The 21680-nt window shown below is 64.2% G+C and carries 26 protein-coding genes; 15 read left to right on the top strand and 11 right to left on the bottom strand.

Going from position 1 to position 21680, the window contains the following annotated elements; translation table 11 throughout:
- Positions 1-25: 25 nt before the first annotated feature.
- Positions 26-541, bottom strand: a complete 516-nt coding sequence (locus VO57_000255) for a hypothetical protein (protein XBL69804.1) — start codon at positions 539-541, stop codon at positions 26-28.
- Between the two features lie 58 nt (positions 542-599).
- Positions 600-1148: a hypothetical protein gene (locus VO57_000250; GenBank protein XBL69803.1), complete on the bottom strand. Its 549-nt coding sequence runs from the start codon at positions 1146-1148 to the stop codon at positions 600-602.
- A gap of 92 nt (positions 1149-1240) precedes the next feature.
- Between VO57_000250 and nadB the strand changes: the two genes are divergently transcribed.
- The 4 genes from nadB (at position 1241) to VO57_000230 (ending at position 6733) form a co-directional block, all read left to right on the top strand.
- Positions 1241-2836, top strand: coding sequence for an L-aspartate oxidase (nadB, locus tag VO57_000245; protein ID XBL69802.1), 1596 nt, complete (start codon positions 1241-1243; stop codon positions 2834-2836).
- A gap of 133 nt (positions 2837-2969) precedes the next feature.
- Positions 2970-3794, top strand: a complete 825-nt coding sequence (locus tag VO57_000240) for a GGDEF domain-containing protein (GenBank protein XBL69801.1) — start codon at positions 2970-2972, stop codon at positions 3792-3794.
- A 110-nt stretch (positions 3795-3904) separates the two neighbouring features.
- Positions 3905-4186, top strand: a complete 282-nt coding sequence (locus tag VO57_000235; protein ID XBL69800.1) for a hypothetical protein — start codon at positions 3905-3907, stop codon at positions 4184-4186.
- Between the two features lie 474 nt (positions 4187-4660).
- A complete protein-coding gene (locus VO57_000230; protein XBL69799.1) occupies positions 4661-6733 on the top strand; it encodes a ribonucleoside-diphosphate reductase subunit alpha in 2073 nt (690 codons plus the stop codon).
- Between the two features lie 69 nt (positions 6734-6802).
- Here the strand turns inward: VO57_000230 and VO57_000225 are convergent, their stop codons facing one another.
- Entirely contained in the window at positions 6803-7693 is an 891-nt protein-coding gene (locus tag VO57_000225) for an SDR family oxidoreductase (protein ID XBL69798.1), read from the bottom strand.
- Positions 7694-7784: 91 nt separating this feature from the next.
- Here VO57_000225 and VO57_000220 point away from each other — a divergent pair, with 91 nt between their 5' ends.
- A complete protein-coding gene (locus tag VO57_000220) occupies positions 7785-8339 on the top strand; it encodes a TetR family transcriptional regulator (GenBank protein ID XBL69797.1) in 555 nt (184 codons plus the stop codon).
- A gap of 169 nt (positions 8340-8508) precedes the next feature.
- Here the strand turns inward: VO57_000220 and VO57_000215 are convergent, their stop codons facing one another.
- On the bottom strand, positions 8509-8751 hold the full coding sequence (locus VO57_000215; protein ID XBL69796.1) for a DUF2171 domain-containing protein: 243 nt from the start codon (positions 8749-8751) through the stop codon (positions 8509-8511).
- 154 nt (positions 8752-8905) lie between these two features.
- Here VO57_000215 and VO57_000210 point away from each other — a divergent pair, with 154 nt between their 5' ends.
- Together VO57_000210 and VO57_000205 are read left to right on the top strand one after the other, a co-directional pair.
- On the top strand, positions 8906-9487 hold the full coding sequence (locus VO57_000210; protein ID XBL69795.1) for a hypothetical protein: 582 nt from the start codon (positions 8906-8908) through the stop codon (positions 9485-9487).
- A 149-nt stretch (positions 9488-9636) separates the two neighbouring features.
- Complete coding sequence (locus VO57_000205; protein XBL69794.1) at positions 9637-10701, top strand: ribonucleotide-diphosphate reductase subunit beta; 1065 nt, start codon at positions 9637-9639, stop codon at positions 10699-10701.
- Positions 10702-10707: 6 nt separating this feature from the next.
- Here VO57_000205 and VO57_000200 read toward each other — a convergent pair whose 3' ends face one another.
- From VO57_000200 to VO57_000180, 5 genes are all read right to left on the bottom strand, one after another.
- Entirely contained in the window at positions 10708-11541 is an 834-nt protein-coding gene (locus VO57_000200; protein ID XBL69793.1) for a hypothetical protein, read from the bottom strand.
- Between the two features lie 184 nt (positions 11542-11725).
- Positions 11726-12094, bottom strand: a complete 369-nt coding sequence (locus tag VO57_000195; GenBank protein ID XBL69792.1) for a hypothetical protein — start codon at positions 12092-12094, stop codon at positions 11726-11728.
- Between the two features lie 116 nt (positions 12095-12210).
- On the bottom strand, positions 12211-12768 hold the full coding sequence (locus VO57_000190) for a thermonuclease family protein (protein XBL69791.1): 558 nt from the start codon (positions 12766-12768) through the stop codon (positions 12211-12213).
- Between the two features lie 113 nt (positions 12769-12881).
- A complete protein-coding gene (locus VO57_000185; protein ID XBL69790.1) occupies positions 12882-13322 on the bottom strand; it encodes a hypothetical protein in 441 nt (146 codons plus the stop codon).
- A gap of 79 nt (positions 13323-13401) precedes the next feature.
- Positions 13402-14340: a formate/nitrite transporter family protein gene (locus VO57_000180; GenBank protein ID XBL69789.1), complete on the bottom strand. Its 939-nt coding sequence runs from the start codon at positions 14338-14340 to the stop codon at positions 13402-13404.
- Positions 14341-14686: 346 nt separating this feature from the next.
- Here VO57_000180 and VO57_000175 point away from each other — a divergent pair, with 346 nt between their 5' ends.
- The 8 genes from VO57_000175 to VO57_000140 all read left to right on the top strand — a co-directional run bounded on the left by VO57_000175 (position 14687) and on the right by VO57_000140 (position 20032).
- Positions 14687-14956: a hypothetical protein gene (locus VO57_000175; GenBank protein XBL69788.1), complete on the top strand. Its 270-nt coding sequence runs from the start codon at positions 14687-14689 to the stop codon at positions 14954-14956.
- 26 nt (positions 14957-14982) lie between these two features.
- Positions 14983-15231, top strand: a complete 249-nt coding sequence (locus VO57_000170) for a hypothetical protein (GenBank protein XBL69787.1) — start codon at positions 14983-14985, stop codon at positions 15229-15231.
- A gap of 69 nt (positions 15232-15300) precedes the next feature.
- Positions 15301-16233 carry an acetylglutamate kinase gene (gene argB / locus VO57_000165; protein ID XBL69786.1) on the top strand — a complete coding sequence of 311 codons (933 nt, stop codon included), beginning with the start codon at positions 15301-15303 and terminating at the stop codon, positions 16231-16233.
- 75 nt (positions 16234-16308) lie between these two features.
- Entirely contained in the window at positions 16309-16605 is a 297-nt protein-coding gene (locus tag VO57_000160; protein XBL69785.1) for a YggT family protein, read from the top strand.
- Positions 16602-17495 carry a bifunctional methylenetetrahydrofolate dehydrogenase/methenyltetrahydrofolate cyclohydrolase FolD gene (gene folD / locus VO57_000155; protein XBL69784.1) on the top strand — a complete coding sequence of 298 codons (894 nt, stop codon included), beginning with the start codon at positions 16602-16604 and terminating at the stop codon, positions 17493-17495. The genes VO57_000160 and folD overlap by 4 nt, the downstream gene beginning before the upstream one ends.
- A complete protein-coding gene (locus tag VO57_000150) occupies positions 17495-18259 on the top strand; it encodes a hypothetical protein (GenBank protein ID XBL69783.1) in 765 nt (254 codons plus the stop codon). The genes folD and VO57_000150 overlap by 1 nt, the downstream gene beginning before the upstream one ends.
- 21 nt (positions 18260-18280) lie before the next feature.
- Positions 18281-18904, top strand: coding sequence for a MarC family protein (locus VO57_000145; protein XBL69782.1), 624 nt, complete (start codon positions 18281-18283; stop codon positions 18902-18904).
- A gap of 78 nt (positions 18905-18982) precedes the next feature.
- On the top strand, positions 18983-20032 hold the full coding sequence (locus tag VO57_000140) for a serine hydrolase (GenBank protein ID XBL69781.1): 1050 nt from the start codon (positions 18983-18985) through the stop codon (positions 20030-20032).
- On the opposite strand, the gene VO57_000135 is transcribed toward VO57_000140, so the two are convergent.
- Entirely contained in the window at positions 20019-20624 is a 606-nt protein-coding gene (locus VO57_000135) for an LON peptidase substrate-binding domain-containing protein (protein XBL69780.1), read from the bottom strand. The genes VO57_000140 and VO57_000135 overlap by 14 nt on opposite strands.
- Positions 20625-20629: 5 nt before the next feature.
- Complete coding sequence (locus VO57_000130; protein XBL69779.1) at positions 20630-21559, bottom strand: tetratricopeptide repeat protein; 930 nt, start codon at positions 21557-21559, stop codon at positions 20630-20632.
- Positions 21560-21680 lie beyond the last annotated feature (121 nt).

Raw genomic sequence — 21680 nt, 5'->3', positions numbered from 1 at the left:
CTTCCCGATCGCGCTGGGGCTGCTCCTAGCGCGACGAGCCGGGCGGCAGGGCGAGTCGCGCGATATGTTCGCCATCCAGCTCGATCAGCCAGTTCTCGGGATAACCCGTGATCCAGATCGTCCAGCCGAAATCGAGCAGCACGTCGAGATGGGCGATTCCATCGCTTGCCATCAGCGCCACGTCGGTCTCCAGGCCGGTATCGTAACCGAAGCGGATCATTGTGCCGGGGTCGGTCGCGCGGCCGATCATCGCGCCGATCACATCGATGCGCTTTTGCGCGGTCCGGCTGCCATCGGGGTCGTCCGCGTCATTGAGCCAGCAGTGGTCGCTATCGGCAGGCTCGGGGCAATCGGGCCACCACACGCCATTGCCCGCGATGCGGATGTGAGGGGGTGTCCAGATCCCGTCGAAGCGCGGCTCGTGCGGAACGCCGCGTTCCATCAGGCGCGGGATGATGGTCCCGTTCACGCTGGGTGGTTGCGGGTTTGCCTTCAGCGCTGCGCGCCGTTCTTCCAACTGCTTTCGCTTTTCCGGGTCCATGGGTGTTTGCACACCGCGAACCCGGTGCGATCAAGCGAAAAATGCTCGCGCCGCGGGCCTAGCCGTCCAGCGACCAGTGCGAGGGCAGGCTGGCGAGGCATTCGCCCATCGCCGCGATGGTCCGGTCGCGCTCGACACCGTTGAACTTGACGAGCACGGCCGCGCTTTCGTCGTTCGGCCTGGTCAGCAGAAAACCGCCGGTCTTCTGAATATCATCGAAATCGAGCTGCAGCGCGTTGAGGGATGAGGCGTATTCGAAGATGCCCGGCCCCTGTTCCTTCTTGATGAAGGCCTTGCGATCGGTGACGATCCCCTCGGTCGTCAGGCGCCGGAAGTCGAACTCCTCGCGATCGGTCCCGACATCGGCCGTCGTCAGAAGGTACAGCTGGCTGGTCACACTCGTGCGGCCGATCAGCACCGTGACCGCGGTCTTGTCCGCCGCGTTCATGAACAGCATCGAACAGGTGGTGCCCGTCCGCTCGACCTTTGCGGATTGCGCCCCGTCGGCAAACTGGAGGAATACCTTCGGGGCGGGCTCCTGCGCGGCTGCCGGCGATACGGCGATGGCGAGGCCCGCGAAGAGTGCGGCGAAAGGCTTGCTGGACATTGATGCGATCCCTGCTGCTGTCGGTTTATCTTCGCCCAACCCAATCCCTTCTCGCTTGTCCAATGACAAAAGCCGTCATAGCTGCATCAGATATGACACAGCAAAGCGCGCAACATGATGTCCTCGTGATCGGCTCGGGCGCGGCTGGCCTCACCGCGGCGCTGGCCCTTGCCGAAGAGAAGAAGGTGCTGGTGCTCGCCAAGGGCTCGCTCACCGGCGGCAGCACGGCGTGGGCGCAGGGCGGGATCGCCGCCGTGCTCGACGCGGGCGACACCTTCGAAGATCATATCCGCGATACGATGGTCGCTGGCGCGGGGCTCAATGATCGCGAGACGGTCGAATTCGTGATCGAACGCGCGCCGCATGCGATCGACCGGCTGATCGAGCTGGGGGTGCCTTTCAACAAGGAAAGCGGCGCGCTGCACCTGACCCGCGAGGGCGGGCACTCGCATCGCCGGATCGTGCATGTGAACGATGCGACGGGCTGGGCGGTGCAGTCCGCGCTGCTCAAGGCGGCGGAGGAAAACCCCAACATCACCCTGCTGCCGGGCCGCACCTGCGTCGACCTGATCACCGGGCGGCACGAGCTGCGCTATTCGGGCGCAGGCCAGGTGTGGGGTGCCTATGCGCTCAACGAGGAAACCGGCGAGGTCGAGGCGCATGTGGCGCGCGCGACCGTGCTCGCCGCGGGCGGGGCAGGGCGCTGCTACCTGTTCTCGACCGCGCCGCGCGGCGCGACCGGCGATGGCATCGCGATGGCGTGGCGCGGGGGCGCGCGGGTCGCCAACATGGAAATGATGCAGTTCCACCCGACCTGCCTCTATAATCTGGAGGTCAAGAACTTCCTCATTACCGAAGCGGTGCGGGGCGAGGGCGGGCGGCTCTACAACCCGCGCACGGGCAAGCGGTTCATGGAATTCTACGATCCCGAACGGCTGGAGCTGGCGCCGCGCGATGTCGTGGCACGCGCGATCGACGCCGAGATCAAGCGCTTCGGGCTCGACTACGTCCATCTCGACATCAGCCACCAGCCGCCCGAATTCGTGAAGGAGCATTTCCCCACGATCCACGAGAAGCTGCTCGGCCTCGGCATCGACATGACCACCGGACCGATCCCGGTGGTGCCCGCGCAGCACTATACCTGCGGCGGGGTGCTGGTGGACCTGTATGCGCGCACCGATCTGCCCGGCCTGTGGGCGGCTGGCGAATGTATCGAGAGCGGACTGCACGGGGCCAACCGCCTCGCCTCCAACAGCCTGCTCGAATGCTTCGTCTTCGGCGAGGCGGCGGCGCGCGACATCCTGTCGATGTGGGACGAGCTCGACGCGCCGCCGGAAATCCGCCCGTGGGACGCGAGCCGGGTGACCGATTCGGACGAGGCCGTCGTCATCAAGCAGAACTGGACCGAGATCCGCCGCTTCATGTGGAACTATGTCGGCATCGTGCGCACGACCAAGCGGCTCGAACGGGCGGCGAACCGCATCCGCCTGCTCCAGAGCGAGATCGACGATTACTACGGCAGCTTCCGGGTCACGACCGATCTGATCGAGCTGCGCAACCTCGTCCAGGCGGCCGAGCTGATCGTGCGCTGCGCGCTCGAACGCAAGGAAAGCCGGGGGCTGCACTTCACTCTCGACCATCCGCAGACGGACAGCATTGCCCGCGATACCGTGCTGCTACCGCGTTGAGCCCGTCCCCGTCGGCGGACAGGCCGGGGTGAGAAATCGTTAACCCTTTCCCTGATAGCCCGCTCCCCGGACGGGAGGCCTCGTTCCATCACGGAGGCCATTTTCGGTGCGGTTCTATTGTGCCACCCGGCGGGTGTTTCCCCGCCACTACATCCTGCGCATCTTCTTGTTGTGCTTCGTTTCGGTCCACCTGCCGATCCTCGCCTTTGCCGGCACGATGGCCTGGCTGGGTACGTGGAGCTGGGCGGTTTTCTGGCCGATCCTGCTTGCCACGGTGCTGGGCACCGGCGCGGCAATTCTGGGCATGGCCGGTCTGCTCAAGCCGATCGGGATCGCGACCGAACAGCTGCGCCGGGTGCAGCGCGGCGAGATGGTGGAGCGCATTCCGGAAGGCGGCCCCGACATGGCGGGCCAGCTGCTCGCCGCGGTGGAGCTTGCCGCGCAGGCGACGCGCGAGCGGGTGGAGAAGGTCCGCAGTCTTGCCGGCAGTGATCCGCTGACCGGGCTGCGCAACCGGCGCGGGCTCAACGAAAGTCTCCAGGCGGTGCTCGCCAGCGGAGGCAGCGGAACGATCGCGGTGCTCGACTGCGACCGGTTCAAGCAAGTGAACGACACTCTGGGCCATGCTGCGGGCGACCGCGCGCTGCGCGCGATTGCCGGCGGAATTCGCGCGCATACCCGCGAGGCTGACACCGCCGCCCGCTGGGGGGGAGACGAGTTCGTCATCTACTTTGCGGATCTCGACCCCGATGCGGCGGGGCAGGTGCTCGTGCGGATTCGCGATGCGCTGCACCAGCAGCCCGCCGCCCTGATCGACGATCGGCCGCTGGGCTTCTCCTTCGGGCTGGCGCGGCTGGGCGGAGCGCAGGGCCACCGCGATTCGAACAGCGCCTTCGATGCCGCCGACCGCGATCTCTACCGCGCCAAGCAGGCCTGTCGCGGCGCAATACCGGCCTGATCCCATTTTCCATCGGCATAACAATTGCTAATTATGGCTGAATCGGGGCGCTGAGCCATTGGTGGGGTGTGCCGCCCACCGGGGCGGAAGCAACAGCAAGGACAGACGTCATGAAGAAGTTCGCATTTTTCGCCGCCCTGCCGGTCGCCGCCCTCGCGCTGAGTGCGTGTGGCCAGGATGACGCCGTCGAAGAGCGTGGCGACATGCTCGAAGAGCGTGCCGACGCGGTCGAAGATTACGGCGATGATCAGGCCGCAGCGATGGAAGAACGCGCCGACGAAGCGCCGACCGATGCGCAGGAAGATGCCCTCAACGCCCGCGCCGAGGAAATCGACGACATCGGCGACGAACGTGCCGACGCGCTCAACGAACGCGCCGACGAAATGGAATAAGGCTTCGCGCCGCATTCGCCGGTCTTTCCGGCAAGGGGCCTCCGTCAGAAATGGCGGGGGCCTTTTTCGTCGATTCTTGCGTTCGAGGATATGCCCGATGCATTTTTTCGAAGCGCTTTTCGCGAAGCGGGCGCTGCTAGCGCACCCGCCTGGCAAGCTGAATCCACCTAGCGGTTTTTACCCACAGTTTGGTTGCGCCGGACCGCGGCTCCCGAATCGGCGCACCCGGTGCCTTTGACGACTCGTCCAGACCCTTTGGCGGGCCGTCCCGTGGTTTTTTGAGTCGCCCCACCCTTGCGCCACCCGGCTGGCTGATTCATGTTTGCTGTCCTTCGCGATACGGACGCGGTCCGGGAGCAGGGCTCTCGCGGGGGACGCGTGATAGTGCGGGCAAGATCCGCCAGTGCGCGGTTTAGGAAACAGCATGGGGCGTCACCACGGCGCACCATTCGGGCAATGCGTTAGGGGCGAGCTATGGAATTCAGCACTGGCGAGGCCGATATTTCCAATATGGGCGAAGACACGGCACGCCCCCACGGCAAATCGACGGGCGGCAAGACCGCCGGCGGCAAAGGGCAAAAGGGTGCAAAGGCATCCGGCAAGGCCCAGAAGAAGGCAGTTACGATGGACAAGGATGATCGCGGCTCGGGCGAACTGGTCGCCGAAGCCACCGCCGAGGCGATGGCCAGGGCGGTCGCGGCGAGCGCCGCCGACACCTCCGACAGCAAGAAGATCAACCCGCGCCGGTTCGAGATCGTCACCGATTCCGCGCGCGATGCGAACCTGACCGAATTCGGCAAGGAGACGCTGGAAGACCGTTACCTGCTGCCGGGCGAATCCTATCAGGATTTGTTCGCCCGCGTGGCCGATGCCTATGCCGACGACCAGGCGCATGCGCAGCGGCTGTACGACTACATCTCGAACCTGTGGTTCATGCCCGCGACCCCTGTGCTGTCGAACGGCGGCACCAATCGCGGCCTGCCGATTTCGTGCTACCTCAACTCGGTCGAAGACAGCCTCAACGGCATCGTCGACACCTGGAACGAGAACGTGTGGCTCGCCTCCAAGGGCGGCGGCATCGGCACCTACTGGGGCAATGTGCGCGGGATCGGTGAGCCGGTCGGCCTCAACGGCAAGACCAGCGGCATCATTCCCTTCGTGCGCGTGATGGACAGCCTGACGCTGGCGATTTCCCAAGGCTCGCTGCGCCGTGGCTCGGCCGCGTGCTATATCGACATCAGCCACCCGGAGATCGAGGAATTCCTCGAAATCCGCAAACCCTCGGGCGACTTCAACCGCAAGGCGCTGAACCTCCACCATGGCGTTCTGGTCACCGACGAGTTCATGGAGAAGGTCCGCGCGGGCGAGGAATTCGACCTCGTGTCTCCGCGCGATGGCTCGGTCCGCAAGACGGTCGACGCGCGCAGCCTCTTCCAGAAGCTGGTAGAAACGCGGCTGGCGACGGGCGAGCCCTATATCGTGTTCTCCGACACGGTGAACTCGATGATGCCCAAGCATCACCGCGATCTGGGCCTCAAGGTCTCGACCTCGAACCTTTGCTCGGAAATCACCCTGCCCACGGGCCGCGACCACCTCGGCAATGATCGCACGGCGGTGTGCTGCCTCAGCTCGCTCAACCTCGAAAAGTGGGACGAGTGGAACAGCGACAAGCAGTTCATCGAGGACGTGATGCGCTTCCTCGACAACGTGCTGCAGGACTATATCGACCGTGCCCCGCCCGAAATGGCGCGGGCCAAGTATTCCGCCAGCCGCGAACGCAGCGTCGGCATGGGCGTGATGGGCTTCCACTCCTTCCTGCAGAGCAAGAACCTGCCGCTCGAAGGGCCGATGGCCAAGGCGTGGAACATCAAGATGTTCCAGCACATCAGCACCGCGGCCAACGAAGCCTCGATGATGCTCGCGCATGAGCGGGGCCCGTGCCCCGATGCCGAGGAAATGGGCGCGATGGAGCGGTTCAGCTGCAAGATGGCGATCGCGCCGACCGCGTCGATCAGCATCATCTGCGGCGGCACGTCCGCCTGCATCGAGCCGATCCCGGCGAACATCTACACGCACAAGACCCTGTCGGGCAGCTTCATCGTCAAGAACCCGTACCTGCAGGAGCTGCTGGCGAAGAAGAGCAAGGATTCGACCAATGTGTGGAATTCGATCCTCGAACGCGGCGGCAGCGTGGCGCACCTCGACTTCCTGACGCCGGAAGAAAAGGCGATCTACAAGACCAGCTTCGAAATCGACCAGCGCTGGCTGCTCGAATTCGCGGCCGACCGTTCGCCGATGATCGACCAGGCGCAGAGCCTCAACCTCTTCATCCCCGCCGATGTCGACAAGTGGGACCTGATGATGCTCCACTTCCACGCGTGGGAGAAGAAGATCAAATCGCTCTACTACCTGCGGTCGAAGAGCATCCAGCGCGCAGGCTTCGCCGGCGGCGTGGAGGCCGACAACACCTCCGAAGCGGCGAAGTACGAGCTGGCGGCGGGCACGGGCGAGCAGACCGATTACGAGGAATGCCTCGCCTGCCAGTAGGGTGAAGCCAGCGTGGCGCGGATCCGGCGGTGCCCTGCACCGGCCGATCTGCGCCAGCGATACGCGTGATCACGAGGCCGTATAGTCGGCCTGCTCAATATCTTCGACGATACCGACCTGCACCGGCGTCCAGCCAAGCGTGCGCCGCGTCCACTCGCTCGATGCCGGTCCGTTGTTGACGACCCAGCTCGCCAGTGCGCCGAAGTGGTCTTCCGCTTCGTCGGGGGTGAGCGATCGGGTCGGCAGGCCTAGCTGCCGGCCGATCGCCTCGGCGATCTCGCGGAAGGGAACGCCCTCCTCGGCGACCGCGTGATAGGCTTCGCCGCGCGCGCCGCGTTCGAGCGCTAGGCGGTAGACGCGCGCGGCATCCAGTCGGTGGACCGCCGGCCAGAGATTGTCGCCGTCGCCCACATAGGCGGACACGCCTTTCTCGCGTGCCACGGCAGCCAGCATGGGGACGAAACCATGCGTTTCGCCCTTGCCATGGACCGAGCGGGGATTGCGCACGACATTGGCGTGGATCCCGCGTTCGGCCAGCGCGAACGCGGTTTGCTGCGAGGCGCGCGGAAATTCCGGCAATATCCCGGGCCGGTCGGCTTCTTCCGCCTGTTCGCCCGTCAAATGCAGAAAACCGTCGGTGACGATGATCGGCCTCGTCGAGCCGGCAAATACGTCGCCAAAGGTCTCGATCGCCCGGCGGTCTTCCTCTGCGAGTTCGCCGATGCGCGAGATATCGAGGCCGAACGCGGTGTGGATGATGCCGTCCGCATCCGCTGCGCCCCGGCGCAAGGCGTCGAGATCGTCTAGCGACCCGACCACCGCAGTTCCGCCAATCGAGGCAAGGTCTGCACCTTTCTCGGCGGATCGCACCAGACCGATGACGGTGTGACCTGCGTCGATGAGCTCGCGCGCGATCGCGGAGCCGATCCAGCCATTTGCGCCTGTCAGAAATACCCGCATTGCAATCTCCTTGCTGCCCGGGACGGACCAGGGCTATGTTGGCGTCAGTCACTGACATAGTCGCAATGTCAGTCACTGACAATGGAGAAGCATGGCTAAATCTGGATCGGCGGCGCGGGCCCGCCTGCAACAGGCAGCAGTCGAACTGTTTCGGCAGAACGGGTTCGACGACACCACGGCCGCGCAGATTGCGAAGCGCGCCGGGGTGACCGAGCGGACTTTCTTCCGCCATTTCAGGGACAAGCGGGAAGTGCTTTTCGACGGGCAGTCAGTGCTGGCAGAGGCGCTGAGCAAGGCGATTGCCGACGCTCCGCCCGGCATGCCGCCGCTCGACGCGCTGTTTCGCGCGTTCGGGTCGGTAATGCCGCTCATCGAGGCCAATCGCCCCTTCTCCAAGCCTCGGCAGGAGGTCATTTCCGCAACGCCAGCCCTTCAGGAACGCGAGCTGGCGAAACACCAGGCGTTGTCCGCCACGCTGGCCGCGGCCTTGCGCACGCGGGGCGTGGCCGGCGTGCAGGCCGCGCTGGCCGCCCAGGTCGGCATGGCTGCATTCGCCGACGCCACGCTCGCCTGGCTGGAGAACGAGGAACCCGGTCTGGCCGAGCGTCTCGACCTGGCCGAAAAGGCTCTGAGAGACCTTCTCTAGTCGTAGGCCGATGGCCTGTCCGCCCGCTACCGGGAGAAATCCCGGTGCCGCGCCGCCGTCGGTGCACGCGATTTCTCGCATGAAAAACCCCGGCGCGCGCTTGGCAAGCCGGGGCTCTTGCAATCTGACTGGCAGGGCATGGCCCTCGCCAGTCAATCATCGAGTGTCGTTAGGCGGGGGTGGTCGCCTTGTTGCCGAGGCCGACGGGCAGCGGCGTGCCTTCCTTGAGCACGACGCGGTTGTCGTCGAGCTTTTCGACCGCGTCGAGCGCGATGAAGTGGTGCTGGTCGTCCATCGCATCCGACTTGGTCAGCTTGATGCGTTCGTCTGCGACCTCATCAACCGTGCCGACGTGCTGGCCGGTCGAATCGACGATTTCCATGTGTTCCTTGATGCGGATCTTCTCGAACATAAAATGCTCCAATCGTTCTTTGTTTTCAAAGGCCTGTGTCGGCCTGTCTTACATGAAACCAATGGACGGGGCGGGGCAATCGTTCCGAAGTGGCCGGGCGAGAGCGGCCATGCGTGCGCTTGCGGCGATGATGTGAGTGCGGCATTCTGAGCCCATGGGGGAAGACGTAGCTCTGCATATCGGCGCGGCGGATGTGAGCTGGGGCGAGCTGTGGCCGCTCGGCATCTTCGCACTGACGGTGCCGGTCGTGCTCATGCTTCCGTGGGCCGCGTGGCATGTGCGAGACTGGCGTATCCGCAAGGCGCGCGCGACGGGCAAAACCGAAATTGCGGACATACTTGCGCTCGATCACGACGAGGACAACTCGCCCAGGTTGCCGACCGCCCTTCTTCTGAGGACCGCGCTAATGATGATCGCTTGGCCTGCGCTGATCATCTTTCAGGAAAACTTCGCCGACGAGCTCGAGCATATGATGGGCAGGGGGTGGGGCTTTGCCGCGATGATGCTGACGATCGGCTTCATCGCCGCCTGCGGGTGGGTGTGGGAGAAGGTGAAGCGCAACGCGATGTCGCCCGACGAACTCGCCGCGCTGGAGGAAGAGGAAGAACACCAGCGCTGGATGCGGTCGTTCGAGGGGGATGGAATGGCAGCGCTTGGTTACGGGGTTGCGGGCGGCCTTCTCGTGATGTTCGCGATAATATATTTCCTGGTCAACGGAATCCCCGGCTGGCGGTGATCTGCGTCAAAGACGCGGGCAGACCGTGCTGCTTATCCACCACCCAGTGCCCGCCCTTGCTATCGAATCACCGCTGTGATTCCTTATGTTGGTTCACCCAGTAAGATCGTAAACACCGAAGAAGGCCCCCGCGCCCCGGAGAACACCCAATGTCGCTGCTCGAAGCCCGCAAGACCTACAAGCCTTTCGAATATCCGTGGGCGTACGACTTCTGGAAGCGCCAGCAGCAGGTTCACTGGATGCCCGAAGAGGTTCCGCTGGGCGAGGATTGCCGCGACTGGGCGCAGAAGCTGTCCGAGCACGAGCGTAACCTGCTCACCCAGATCTTCCGCTTCTTCACCCAAGCCGATGTCGAGGTGCAGGACTGCTATCACGAGAAATACGGCCGGGTGTTCAAGCCGACCGAGATCAAGATGATGCTCGCCTCGTTCTCCAACATGGAGACGATCCACATCGCGGCCTACAGCCACCTGCTCGACACGATCGGCATGCCCGAGAGTGAGTACGGCATGTTCCTCGAATACGAGGAGATGAAGGACAAGCACGACTACCTGCAGCAGTTCGGGGTCGACACGGACGAGGATATCGCCCGCACGCTCGCCGCGTTCGGCGGCTTCACCGAAGGCATGCAGCTGTTCGCCAGCTTCGCGATGCTGATGAACTTCCCGCGCTTCAACAAGATGAAGGGCATGGGCCAGATCGTCAGCTGGTCGGTCCGCGACGAAAGCCTCCACTGCGAAGGCATCATCCGCCTGTTCCACGAATTCGTGCGCGAGCGGGACTGCTACACAAAGGCGGTCAAGGAAGACATCATCGACATCTGCCAGAAGTCGGTGCGGCTGGAAGACAACTTCATCGACCTTGCCTTCGAAATGGGCCCGGTCAGCGGGATGACCGCGAAGGAGATCAAGAAGTACATCCGCTACATCGCGGACTGGCGGCTGGGCCAGCTGGGCCTGCAGCCGATCTACATGATCGACGAGCACCCGCTGCCCTGGCTGACCCCGCTGCTCAACGGCGTGGAGCACGCCAACTTCTTCGAACAGCGCGCCACCGAATATTCCAAGGGCGCCACCAAGGGCGACTGGAACACGGTGTGGAGCACCTTCGACAAGCGCAACAAGGCCAAGGCCGCGAACGAAGTCGACCGCACCGAGGACGACGGTCCGGGGCTGTTCGGGGATGATGCCGGGGGCGTGCAGGCGGCGGAATAAAATCCGCTAGAGGCTAGTATAGATCGCGATCGGATCTACAATGATCTCGTTTCCCGCTCTTCCGAAAAAATTGTCTTCGATTTCTCGCATTGCATTTGCAAATCCCAGGATTTGCTCGCGTAGCGTTGCCGCACCAGATGCGCCAAACTCTACTGGGGATTCGATTTCCTCTGCTTGGGTAACAGATCCTACCAATGTAAAGGTTTTTTCCGAAATCCTCGAATAACGCTGGATTACTTCTACTTCGCTATCTCTAAGAGATTCGCGTTTTATTGGCGCGCTGTATAGAACTCCGTCCGCTGCAATTTTTGCTTCTAGCGTGTCTGAAAAGCCGAATTCGAATAAAGTGCTGATCGCCTCTACGTAATCTTCATTGAATTGCAGGCCCTTGCCGGCAGCATTTTTCGCCTCTGAAATTTTTTCGGATTTGGACATTCTCTTAGTGGAGTTCATTTCGCCCTGAAGCTTCTCTATGAGATGGAACGATAGGCCGATCTCATTGAAGCTGTTCAGAAGCTCTCTTGTTCTCTTATTATCACCGAAGAGCATTCTGCCGCTGACGCTAACAAATGGGCGAGCATTTTCAGGTTCGTAACCCTCGCTCACCAAATCATCGGCCCAGATGCGTTGTTCGAACAGGGAGTATGCATAGTCATCCAGGAATTTGTGGTCGCTATAGTTAGATGATTTCCTTATTATGTCAGCAAGAACGCGACCGCTGCCTAATGGTCCCCTTTGCTCTTCGCTCTCCTGAGTATGCTCGCCGCTGGATGAGACAACTTTTTCCGTAACGCCTTCAAAAAGTTGCGCATTAAAGGAGCGTAATTTTTGCTCATTCATGTAGATGAAATTTCGAATCTTCGCCACAATCCGACCCCGCTCTATTTTTTCTGTCTTTTTCGCCTCTCAACGAACTCATCATAATACTTGGCGCGTGTCTTCATAAAGCTCCAAGTCGAAAAGGCAAGGCCTGTCAAAACTGTTATTCCCCCTAAGGTGCTCAGGATGATGTCTGGCAAGGCCATTACGATAACTTCTTCCTGCGAGCATTAAAAGCAAGCATGATGGCGATACTGACTGAAACAAGAGCTATGGACCAGCCTATCCGATAAGCTTCTATTCCAATATCTGCCACATCTGCAGCGTAAAATACTCCAATTATGACAAGGAAGAATCGCGCAATGTTCTCGTGACCATTCTTCCAGTCTTTATCGGCATCAGTAGTCTTCAGATGGCGAATCTCATCGAGTACCGATAAATGAACGACAAGGCAAAAGGCTGCGAGGTCACTTACTGACAGTAGCCTCATGCCATCCTCGCCAAATGCATAGATCAGGCCGCGTATTAGAGCGGGCGCTGCAGCAATCAGTCCTGTCCGAAAAAACCACTTCATGACTGAAGAAGCTGTGAGGGCCCAATCGGCAAGTCAAGTTGAATATACATTTGAAAATTAAAGAGCTCGTGGAGCCAAAGGGCAGCGTCCGGGTGAGGGCAGCGCCACTATGACCCTCAACACCACACCCGCCCGCGACCACCCCAGCGCGCAGCCAGCCCCTCCGCCTCCAGCGTCTCGACCGCGCTCTCGCCGCTGCGGGCAAGGACGCGCAGCTTGCGGCCGTAGCGGTCGGTGTCGCGGCCGTCGGGGTTGGGGTGGACTTCGAACGCGCCTTCGTTGAGCCACCGGGTCAGGCGCTCGGTCGCGCGGGTGCCGGCGATCCGCTCGGCCTCGCAGGACGGCTGGGAAATCTCCGGCGCGTCGATATCGGCGATGCGGATCTTCTCGCCATGAAGCCAGATCGTGTCGCCATCGACCACGCAGGTATGGCGCGATCCGCCTACGCACAGTGCGAATTGCGCGGAGACCGGCACGGGTGCGGACGCATTGTCGCTCGCCGCCTCTCCCATCACGGCCTTCCACGGGAACAGCACCGCGAACAGGCCGAGCGGGAGCACGATGGTCAGCGGGGTGATCGCGCCGCGCCACGAGGATGTGCGGGCGTTCGCGCGCGGCGTGCCACGCTGGCCGCTGCGCAGGCCGGTGCGCCGGTAATGAGACTCCTCACCCATGCGCGCGATCTTCGCGCGAAACCTCTCAACAGGAGGTAAACGGCGCGGGCTAAGTCATTCAAAAAAAGCGGGAGTTCGGTTGCGGATCGCCACCGGCCCGGCGTGCAGCCCGCCTAGAACCACCAGGTCTGCGGGTTGGGCATCGGCCGCCGGTTGGCCGCAGCGACCAGCGACAGGACGCTGCGCACACAATACCAGATCATCGTCAGCAAACCGAACCCGACGACCACCAGCGTGACCAGCGCTGCGGACGGATCGCTCCGGGACGAGTCCGCCGCGGCGATCCACACTGCTACGCCCAGCACGGTTACCACCATCGCGACACTCACCCCAAAGCCGATCCAGAAGGTGCGGATCAGATAGGTGAAGTGGCTTTCCTCCCAAGGCTCGCCATCATTCTCCCCGCGCCAGACATAGGCGAGGATCAGCCCGACGAAGACCGAGAGGCCAAGGACCAGCGTCGCCAGATAGAGCCCCGCGACGATCGCCGGGCGCTGGAAGGTCACTCCGGTCTGCGCCGTCCTGCCCTCGCGCGCGTCATCCCATTCGCTCATGTCCGCCCCTTTTCGCAAAGCCCGCTGCGATCATAGGCCCGTGCGCCCATGTCGCAACGCCTTGGGGAGAGGGCTTGGGCTAGCGCCTCCTGCTGCGGCGATCGCGGGGGCGTTCCTCGCCATAGACGTAGCCATTGTCGAGCTCGGGCACGACCTGCGCGTGGGCGAGCAGCGCGAACAGCAGCCCGCCGCCCACCACATTGCCCAGCACCGCGGGCACGAGAAACCCGAACAGGCCCTGCGCCACGCCGATCTTCCCGTCGAGCATGACGATCCACAGCTCCGCCGACCCGACGATCGAGTGCGCGACCCCGCCAAGATGCATCAGCCCGGTGATCGCGGCGATGATGAAAATCTCCTGCCGTTCGAGATTGGGCATCGCCCAGACCAGCGCGGCGAGCATGAAGCCTGCCGGAATGCCCTTGAGGAACGGGGCGGCCATGTATAGCGTGATTGCGTCCAGCGAATTCTGCTCGATCTGGCGGCCGATCTCTGGCTGGCCCGCGAGGTTGAAATGGACGAACAGGGCGAAGGCGAAGGTGCCGACCATATTGCCCGCCAGTACGATCGCCCACAGCCGCAGGGTGCGATTGAAATTGCGCCAGCATGGCGTGGTCGCCAGCGGGATCACTGCGGTGATCGTGCTCTCGGTGAACAATTGCAGCCGCCCTGAGATCACCGCGATGAAGCCGATCGAATAGCCCAGCGCCATCAGCAGCGGCATCCACGGCCCGTCGGCCACTTCGGTGGTAAAAATGCCGATCGCGAAGGGCGACAGGCCGATCACGAAGCCTGCGGCAATCGCCGACCACAGGAGTGCGGAGGCGGGGCGCTCCAGCTCGTCGATCCCGCGCTGGCGGATGATTTCGTGGACCAGCCGGGCGCTGGCGACCTCGTGGCTGGAGACGATCTCGCGCTCGTGATCGTCCAGATCCTCGCGCACGATGTCGTGGCCGCTCTCCTTCGCGGCATCGACGCCATTCGCCTGGTCCTGATCCGGGCCCTCTTCCTCTGCCATGCGATACAACCTTGTTGTGCCGGCAGGCATTGCGCGTGCCAGCGCTGAGCGCCCGGGATGGATAATGCGCGATCGCCCGCAAATATCCACGGCGGCCCGCACAACGCGGTCGGGCAGGGCCATGCGGAGCCCTGGCTGTCCTACTCGCAGCGGCCCGGCTAGCATGGCGGGGATGACCCGGTTTTGCGTTCCAGTCCTGTTGCCGCCGCTCCTGCGCGCAGCGGGCGGGGCGGTTTTTTTGGTCCCTGGACTGTGTGTCAGGTGTGTCAGGCCCGCAGCCGCTTTCGGAACTGCGCGGCGCCCTCGCGGCTTGTTCGGGTAACCACCCGCAACAGGAGACAGGATAATGGCAGACGACGACGCAATTCAGAAGAGCGGATCGAGCAAATGGCTGTGGTTCGCAGTGATCGTCGTGCTGGCCGTGGCCGCCGTGATCGTCTTCCTCAACGCCGATGGCGACGAGCCTGCTCTGCCCGACAGCGCCACGACCACGCAGGAAGAACGGCTCAACACCGACCTCGACAGCACCGCGGGCGAGGATGCAACTGCGACGACCGACTCGCTCAATGGCGGCGAGGCCGCTATGCCTGACACTCAGGCCACGCCTGCCGACTAGAGACCATACCTGACCGGAGACCTGCGATGATGAACCGAACTGCCGCTCTCGCCCTGCCGTTGGCCGCGATGCTCGGGCTCGCAGCTTGCTCGCAGGCGGACGAAAAGACCTACGAGGCCGACGCTACCGACCAGAGCGGCGGCGAGTTGATCGTCACCGACGAGGATCCGGACGCGGTGCCGGTCGATACGCCGGACACGGCGATGACGCCCGCGCCCACCGACGAGGCTGCTCAGCCGGAAATGCCGGAAGCGGAAACGACTCCCGACGAGTAGCGCCATGACGGGCAGGGTGGGCATCGTCCCGCCTTCCCAAATCGCGCGCGTACGGCTAGCGCGCGGAGGATGAGCGAGACCCCGCAGACCCCCTCCGCCGCCGACCCGTCACTGGACGCCGGCGCCAAGGCCAGCGTCCTGATCGAGGCGCTGCCCTATCTGCGCCGCTACGCCGGGCGCACCTTCGTGGTGAAGTACGGCGGCCACGCGATGGGCGATCACGCTGCCGCGGCCAGCTTCGCGCAGGATATCGTGCTGCTGAAGGCGGTCGGCATCAACCCCGTGGTGGTCCACGGCGGCGGCCCGCAGATCGGCGCGATGCTGGGGCGGCTGGGTGTCGAAAGCAGCTTCGTCGATGGCCTGCGGGTGACCGACGAGGCAACGGTCGAGATTGCCGAGATGGTCCTCTCGGGCGCGATCAACAAGCAGATCGTCGCCGCGATCCACGCCGCCGGAGGGCGCGCACTGGGTATCTCGGGCAAGGATGCAGGCCTGGTCCGCGCGCGCAAGGTCGCCCGCGATACGCGCACCGAGGACAGCGCGATCGAACAGGTGGTCGATCTCGGCTTCGTTGGCGAACCGGCACAGATCGATGCCTCGGTCATCGAACTGGCAACCAGCGGCGGCCTGATCCCCGTGATCGCCCCGATCGGTGCGGGCGAACATGGCGAGACGTTCAACATCAATGCCGATACCATGGCCGGTGCCCTCGCCGGTGCGCTCGGCGCGGCGCGGCTGCTGCTGCTGACCGATGTGGCGGGCGTGCTCGACGGCGAGGGCAACCTGGTGACCGAGCTCGACGAGCAGAAGATCGAGGCGCTACGGGCTCAGGGCGTCATCACCGGCGGGATGATCCCCAAGCTGGAGACCTGCCTTTCCGCGACCCGTGCCGGGTGCGAGGCGGCGGTCATTCTCGACGGGCGGGTCGATCATGCGATGCTGCTCGAGTTCTTCACCGCCCGCGGTGCGGGTACGCTCGTCAGGGCGACCGAAAACCGCTAGGGCGGCCTTGCCTTCGCTCAGAGGCGTCTTACTCTCCTAAGACGCTCAACCGAAACCTCAGGAGACAGGGCCACCATGCAAGCCCTCTACGCCATTTACTCCATCATCGAGCTGCTCACGAACGTGTTCGTGATGCTGATCATCGTCCAGTTCGTGATCGGCCTGCTGCTCGCGTTCAACGTCGTCAGCCGCGGCAACGATTTCGTCGTCGCGGTCTACCGGTCGATCAATTCGCTGCTCGATCCGGTCCTCAGCCCGATCCGCAGGATGCTGCCGCAGACCGGTGCGATCGATTTCTCGCCGCTGGTGCTGATCATCGTGCTGCAGATCTTCCTCATCATCCTCGAATCGGTCATCCGGAGCCTTGCGTGAGCGCACAGCTGATCGACGGGAAGGCCTTCGCGGCAAACTTGCGCCAAACGGTCGGCGAACACGCCGCAACCTTCGCCGAGAAGGCGGGGCGCAAGGCTGGTCTCGCGGTGGTGCTGGTCGGTGAAGACCCGGCGAGCGATGTCTATGTCCGCTCCAAGGGCAAGGCGACCGTGGCCGCCAATATGGAAAGCTTCGAGCATCGCCTGGCCGCCGACACCACCGAGGATGTGCTGATCGCGCTGGTCGAGCAGCTCAACGACGATCCGGCGGTCGACGGCATCCTCGTCCAGCTGCCGCTGCCCGGTGAGCTCGACGAACAGGCGGTGATCGCCGCGATCGACCCGGGCAAGGATGTCGACGGGTTCCACGTCGAGAGCGCGGGGCGTCTGATGGTCGGCCAGCAGGGCTTCGTGCCGTGCACGCCGCTGGGCTGCATGATGATGCTGCGCGACCGGCTGGGCGACCTGTCGGGGATGAACGCGGTCGTTATCGGCCGCTCCAACATCGTCGGCAAGCCGATGGCGCAGCTGCTGCTCGACGCGAATGCCACGGTGACCATCGCGCACAGCCGCACCAGCGACCTGCCCGAGGTCGTCCGCCGCGCAGATATCGTGGTCGCCGCGGTTGGCCGTCCGGAGATGGTCAAGGCCGACTGGCTCAAGCCCGGCGCGACGGTGATCGATGTCGGGATCAACCGGCTTGCCCCTGCCGAGGGCGAAGCCAAGGGGCGCCTCGTCGGTGATGTCGACTTCGAAGGCGCGAAGGAGGTCGCGGGTGCGATCACCCCGGTCCCCGGCGGGGTCGGCCCGATGACCATTGCGGTGCTGCTTCGCAATACGCTGGTCGCAGCCTATAGGCATGAAGGGCTGGAACTTCCGGAGGGGTTATAATGCGCGCCACGTCGACCATCGCGCTGATCGCGCTTGCCGCAACGCTGGGTGCGTGTGCGGCGGGTGGCCAGCCGCGTATCCCGCGTGACCGGATCGACCGCGCGCTCGCCTCCACCCAATATACTGCCCAGCCGAGCCTGGTGGTCGCGCGCGAGAGCGAGTTTGCCCGGGCCGCGCGCGAGAAGGGTCAGTGGACCGCATTCCGCGATTTCGCCGCCGACGGTGCTCTGCTGCACGGCCGCAACGGCCCGGTGCCTGCGCAGGCGGTACTGGCAACGCTCGAAAATCCGCCGGCAGCAGTCCAGTGGTCGCCGCGTACCGTGATGATGAGCTGCGATGGCAAGATGGCGGTGAGCGCGGGGCGCTTCCGCGATCCCGAAGGTCTGGTCGGCGATTTCGTGACCGTGTGGACGCGCGATCGCAACGACGACGAGTACGAATGGGCCTACGACGTCGGTGGCTACGACGATCCGCAGCCTGCACCGGTAGAGCGCGCCCCCGATGAGATCGTCGCGACCGCCTATGATGCGGTGCAGGGCTTGGTGGCCGATTGCCCGAAGAACGGGGCGAGCGTGCCACCGCCGCCCGCGCTCGGGCCGGCGGGCGACGCCAGGCGAGGCGAGCAGATCTCCCGCGATGGCACGCTGCGCTGGGTGTGGGAGCATCTGCCGGACGGAACCAAACACGTCCGCGCGGACTACTACACTTCTGGCGTGTGGGAGACGATTGTCGACAAGCGCCTCGTTTCACCGCCTGAAGACTGACCGAGAGAGCGCCGCGCCCCTATGTTCGAGCTTTTCCTCTCCGCCTTCGTGACCTTCTTCGTCGTGGTCGACCCGCCGGGCTGCGCGCCGATCTATGCCGGGCTGACCAAGGGCGCGAGCGCGCAGCAGCGGCGCAACATGGCGCTGCGCGCGTGCCTGATCGCGGCGGCGATCCTGCTGGTGTTCGCGCTGTTCGGGGTCGACCTGCTCGCCGCACTGCATATCGAACTCGACAGCTTCCGGATCGCGGGCGGGCTGATGCTGTTCTGGATCGCGTGGGAAATGGTCTTCGAAAAGCGCACCCAGCGGCGCGAGGAACGCGCGGAGAAGATCGCTGCAAGCCCGGAGGTGGAGGACGTATCCGTCTTCCCCATGGCGATGCCGATGCTTGCCGGGCCGGGCGCGATTGCCGCGATCATGCTGCTGATGAACGAGGCGGAATCCGTCGAGCAAATGGCCGTTGTGCTGGGCGCGCTGGCTGCGGTGCTCGCGATCACTGCCGTCGCGTTGATCGCGGCGGGCCCGCTGATGCGGCTGTTCGGCGACAAGGTCGAATCGGTCATCACCCGCCTGCTCGGCGTGCTGCTCGCGGCGCTGGCCGCGCAATATGTGATCGACGGGCTGCGCGGCGCCTTCGGGCTCTGACATCTCCGACGTTCCGGACGCGCGCGGTTCACGCGCGGTTAGGGGCCAGCGGCGCAACGTCGCTCGCGGGAGGAGCTTATGTCGATCAGGATCATCGTCGCGACTTGTCTCGTCTGCCTGCTGGGCAGCGCTGCGGCGGCGCAACCGCTGCCGCGCTACGATCTGGACCAGCTCGAGAGTGCGATCGACAAGGGCGAGCTGGGCGATATCGCCGCGCTAGCCAGCACGCAGGGCGGTAAGATCGTTTATCGCAAGCGGTTCGACGGTAAGGCACCCGGCACTCCGGTAGATATCAAGTCGGCAGGCAAGTCGATCACCGCGCTGGCGGTCGGCATGGCGATCATGGATGGCAAGCTGGCCGGGCGCGACGTGGCGGGGTGGCCGTACCTCGGCCATTCGCGGGGCGAGCCTTTCGATTCGATCACGGTGGGCGACCTGCTCGCGATGGCCAGCGCGCTCGATTGCAACGACCGGGACGGCAAGTCTCCCGGTCAGGAGGAGCGGATGTACCGGACGCGCGAATGGCGCGCCTTCGCGCTGGACCTCCCCGCGCGCAGCTTCACCCGGGGGGAGAATGGCTATGGCCCGTTCTCCTATTGCACGGCGGGCGTCTTCCTCCTCGGCCAGGTGGTCGAGACGGCGACGGGCGAGCGATTCGACGATTACGTCCAGCGCCGGCTGTTCGACCCCCTCGGCATAGCGCGCCCCATCTGGCGGACCTCGCGCAGCGGCGAGATCCAGTCCGGCGGGCAACTGACCATTTCGGACGAAGCGCTGCTCAAGATCGGTCGCCTCGTCCTCGATCGCGGGGAATGGGACGGCCGGCAAGTGATCGACCGCGCGTGGATCGAGTCGATGCTGACCCCGCGCCACACGCTGGGCGAACACCAATTCTACGGCGACCTGTGGTGGGCAACCCCGCTGCGCGCGGGCGAGCAATATGTGCCTGCGTGGATGATGAAGGGCAATGGCGGCAACATCGTCGCCGTCGTGCCCAGCCACGATGCGGTGCTGGTGGTGCAGACGCGCAATTACAACAAGCGCGATGCGGAACGGCACGCGTTCACTGCACTGTGGGCCATGCTCGGCGCGCTGGACCCCGTGACCGCCCCGGCTATTGCAAGGTAACCCGGTCGTCCGTGCCGTTCTGGCGACCGAAGAAATACATCAGCTGGATCAGCAGCTCGCACCGCGCGGCAAGGTCCGGCGTCTCCAGCAGCGCCTGCTTGGACGCGGCATCGAAGGGGGCGATCTGGCTGACTCCGTTGATCAGCGACTGGTCGTCGAGCTGGGCGACCGCATCCCAGTCCACCGAATAGCCCTGCGCATCGGCGAAACGGCGGGCTTCGCGTTCGAACCCGGCGCGCTCGATCCCGCTGAGCACTTCGTCGCCGTCCTCGGCGATCAGTTCGCCCTCGATCTGGCGGAAGGGGGTGGCGACATCGAGCTCGCGAATCATGCGAAAGCGGCTCTCCCCGTCGAGCACGAGGTTGTAGCGTCCGTCGTCCATCGCTTCGACATCGGCGATCTTGCCCACGCAGCCGATGTCGTAGAGCGGCGATCCGTCGCGCGTGGTCTTGGGCTGGATCATCGCGATTCGCCGGTCGCGCGCCAGCGCATCGCTGACCAGCGCGCGATAGCGCGGCTCGAACATGTGCAGCGGCAATTGCAGGCCGGGGAACAGGATCGCACCGGTAAGCGGGAAGATGGACAGGCGCATCGGGCCTAACCGAACAGGATCTTGGACAGGCGACGACGGGTGGCGACCACCCATGCGTCTTCCAGGCCGACCGCCTCGAAGATCTGCAGCAGCTTGGTCCGCGCCGCGCCTTCGTTCCATTCGCGATCCGTCTCGACCATGCTCAGCAACTCGTCCGCTGCGGCATCCCGCTGGCCCGCAGCAAAGGCGGCTTCGGCGTAGGCGTAGCGGGCGTCCATATCGCCGCCCTGAGCCTTCTCGCGCAGCGCGGCCAGCTCGCCCTCGTCGACCTTTTCGCCCGAGAGTTCCAGCTGCGCACCGGCCTGTGCCACCGCGGGGTCGGCCTTCTGCTCGTCGGTCAGCGCATCGAAGGTTGCCTGCGCCTGCTCGTGCTGCCCGTTCGCCAGCAGCGCGCGAATCAGGCCGGACTGGATTTCGGGACGGCTCGCGATCTCGGGCGGGGCGGCGGTCGCGATCTCGGTGTAGAGCTGGACGGCTTTCTCGGTCTCGCCCGCATCCAGCAGCTGCTCTCCCATGGCGATCAGCTGCTCGACTTCGGGCATGCCATTATTGGCATCCGAATCGGCACCGGCCGCATTGGGATCGATCGGAAGCTGCGCGAGAATCTGGTCGAGCGCCTGCGTAAGCTGGCTTTCGCTGCGCGCGCTGGTCAGGTCGGCCACGGGGCGGCCCTGGAACATGGCGTAGACGGTGGGGATCGACTGGACCTGGAACTGGCTGGCGATGAACTGCTCTTCATCGACATTGATCTTCTTCAGGACCACGCCCTTGTCGGCATATTGCGCCGCGACCTTTTCCAGCATCGGGGCGAGCGCCTTGCACGGGCCGCACCATTCGGCCCAGAAATCGAGCACCACCAGCTTCGTCATCGACGGTTCGACGACTTCCTTCTGGAAGCGTTCGACGGCTTTCTGTTCCTCGATATTGAGCCCCATGCTGGCCAAGTGCGATCCCCTTCTTTGTCGTGCGGTTGCAGGCTTTCGGTTTGCCCCAATGTGGGCCTTTCGCGGGGGATGTGAAGGGCCTGCAAAAACCTGTAATTTAGCGCTTGCGGTA

It is taken from the genome of Citromicrobium bathyomarinum (assembly GCA_001306305.2).
Lineage (GTDB): Bacteria > Pseudomonadota > Alphaproteobacteria > Sphingomonadales > Sphingomonadaceae > Alteriqipengyuania > Alteriqipengyuania bathyomarina.
This window is presented reverse-complemented; position numbering and strand designations above follow the sequence as displayed.

Bases quoted from the DNA above. Each gene is read 5' to 3' on its own strand.
- VO57_000255 (XBL69804.1), bottom strand. From the start codon at position 541: ATGGACCCGGAAAAGCGAAAGCAGTTGGAAGAACGGCGCGCAGCGCTG.
- VO57_000250 (XBL69803.1), bottom strand. From the start codon at position 1,148: ATGTCCAGCAAGCCTTTCGCCGCACTCTTCGCGGGCCTCGCCATCGCC.
- nadB (XBL69802.1), top strand. From the start codon at position 1,241: ATGACACAGCAAAGCGCGCAACATGATGTCCTCGTGATCGGCTCGGGC.
- VO57_000235 (XBL69800.1), top strand. From the start codon at position 3,905: ATGAAGAAGTTCGCATTTTTCGCCGCCCTGCCGGTCGCCGCCCTCGCG.
- VO57_000230 (XBL69799.1), top strand. From the start codon at position 4,661: ATGGAATTCAGCACTGGCGAGGCCGATATTTCCAATATGGGCGAAGAC.
- VO57_000225 (XBL69798.1), bottom strand. From the start codon at position 7,693: ATGCGGGTATTTCTGACAGGCGCAAATGGCTGGATCGGCTCCGCGATC.
- VO57_000220 (XBL69797.1), top strand. From the start codon at position 7,785: ATGGCTAAATCTGGATCGGCGGCGCGGGCCCGCCTGCAACAGGCAGCA.
- VO57_000215 (XBL69796.1), bottom strand. From the start codon at position 8,751: ATGTTCGAGAAGATCCGCATCAAGGAACACATGGAAATCGTCGATTCG.
- VO57_000210 (XBL69795.1), top strand. From the start codon at position 8,906: ATGGGGGAAGACGTAGCTCTGCATATCGGCGCGGCGGATGTGAGCTGG.
- VO57_000205 (XBL69794.1), top strand. From the start codon at position 9,637: ATGTCGCTGCTCGAAGCCCGCAAGACCTACAAGCCTTTCGAATATCCG.
- VO57_000200 (XBL69793.1), bottom strand. From the start codon at position 11,541: ATGAATGAGCAAAAATTACGCTCCTTTAATGCGCAACTTTTTGAAGGC.
- VO57_000195 (XBL69792.1), bottom strand. From the start codon at position 12,094: ATGAAGTGGTTTTTTCGGACAGGACTGATTGCTGCAGCGCCCGCTCTA.
- VO57_000190 (XBL69791.1), bottom strand. From the start codon at position 12,768: ATGGGTGAGGAGTCTCATTACCGGCGCACCGGCCTGCGCAGCGGCCAG.
- VO57_000185 (XBL69790.1), bottom strand. From the start codon at position 13,322: ATGAGCGAATGGGATGACGCGCGCGAGGGCAGGACGGCGCAGACCGGA.
- VO57_000180 (XBL69789.1), bottom strand. From the start codon at position 14,340: ATGGCAGAGGAAGAGGGCCCGGATCAGGACCAGGCGAATGGCGTCGAT.
- VO57_000175 (XBL69788.1), top strand. From the start codon at position 14,687: ATGGCAGACGACGACGCAATTCAGAAGAGCGGATCGAGCAAATGGCTG.
- VO57_000170 (XBL69787.1), top strand. From the start codon at position 14,983: ATGATGAACCGAACTGCCGCTCTCGCCCTGCCGTTGGCCGCGATGCTC.
- argB (XBL69786.1), top strand. From the start codon at position 15,301: ATGAGCGAGACCCCGCAGACCCCCTCCGCCGCCGACCCGTCACTGGAC.
- VO57_000160 (XBL69785.1), top strand. From the start codon at position 16,309: ATGCAAGCCCTCTACGCCATTTACTCCATCATCGAGCTGCTCACGAAC.
- VO57_000150 (XBL69783.1), top strand. From the start codon at position 17,495: ATGCGCGCCACGTCGACCATCGCGCTGATCGCGCTTGCCGCAACGCTG.
- VO57_000145 (XBL69782.1), top strand. From the start codon at position 18,281: ATGTTCGAGCTTTTCCTCTCCGCCTTCGTGACCTTCTTCGTCGTGGTC.
- VO57_000140 (XBL69781.1), top strand. From the start codon at position 18,983: ATGTCGATCAGGATCATCGTCGCGACTTGTCTCGTCTGCCTGCTGGGC.
- VO57_000135 (XBL69780.1), bottom strand. From the start codon at position 20,624: ATGCGCCTGTCCATCTTCCCGCTTACCGGTGCGATCCTGTTCCCCGGC.
- VO57_000130 (XBL69779.1), bottom strand. From the start codon at position 21,559: ATGGGGCTCAATATCGAGGAACAGAAAGCCGTCGAACGCTTCCAGAAG.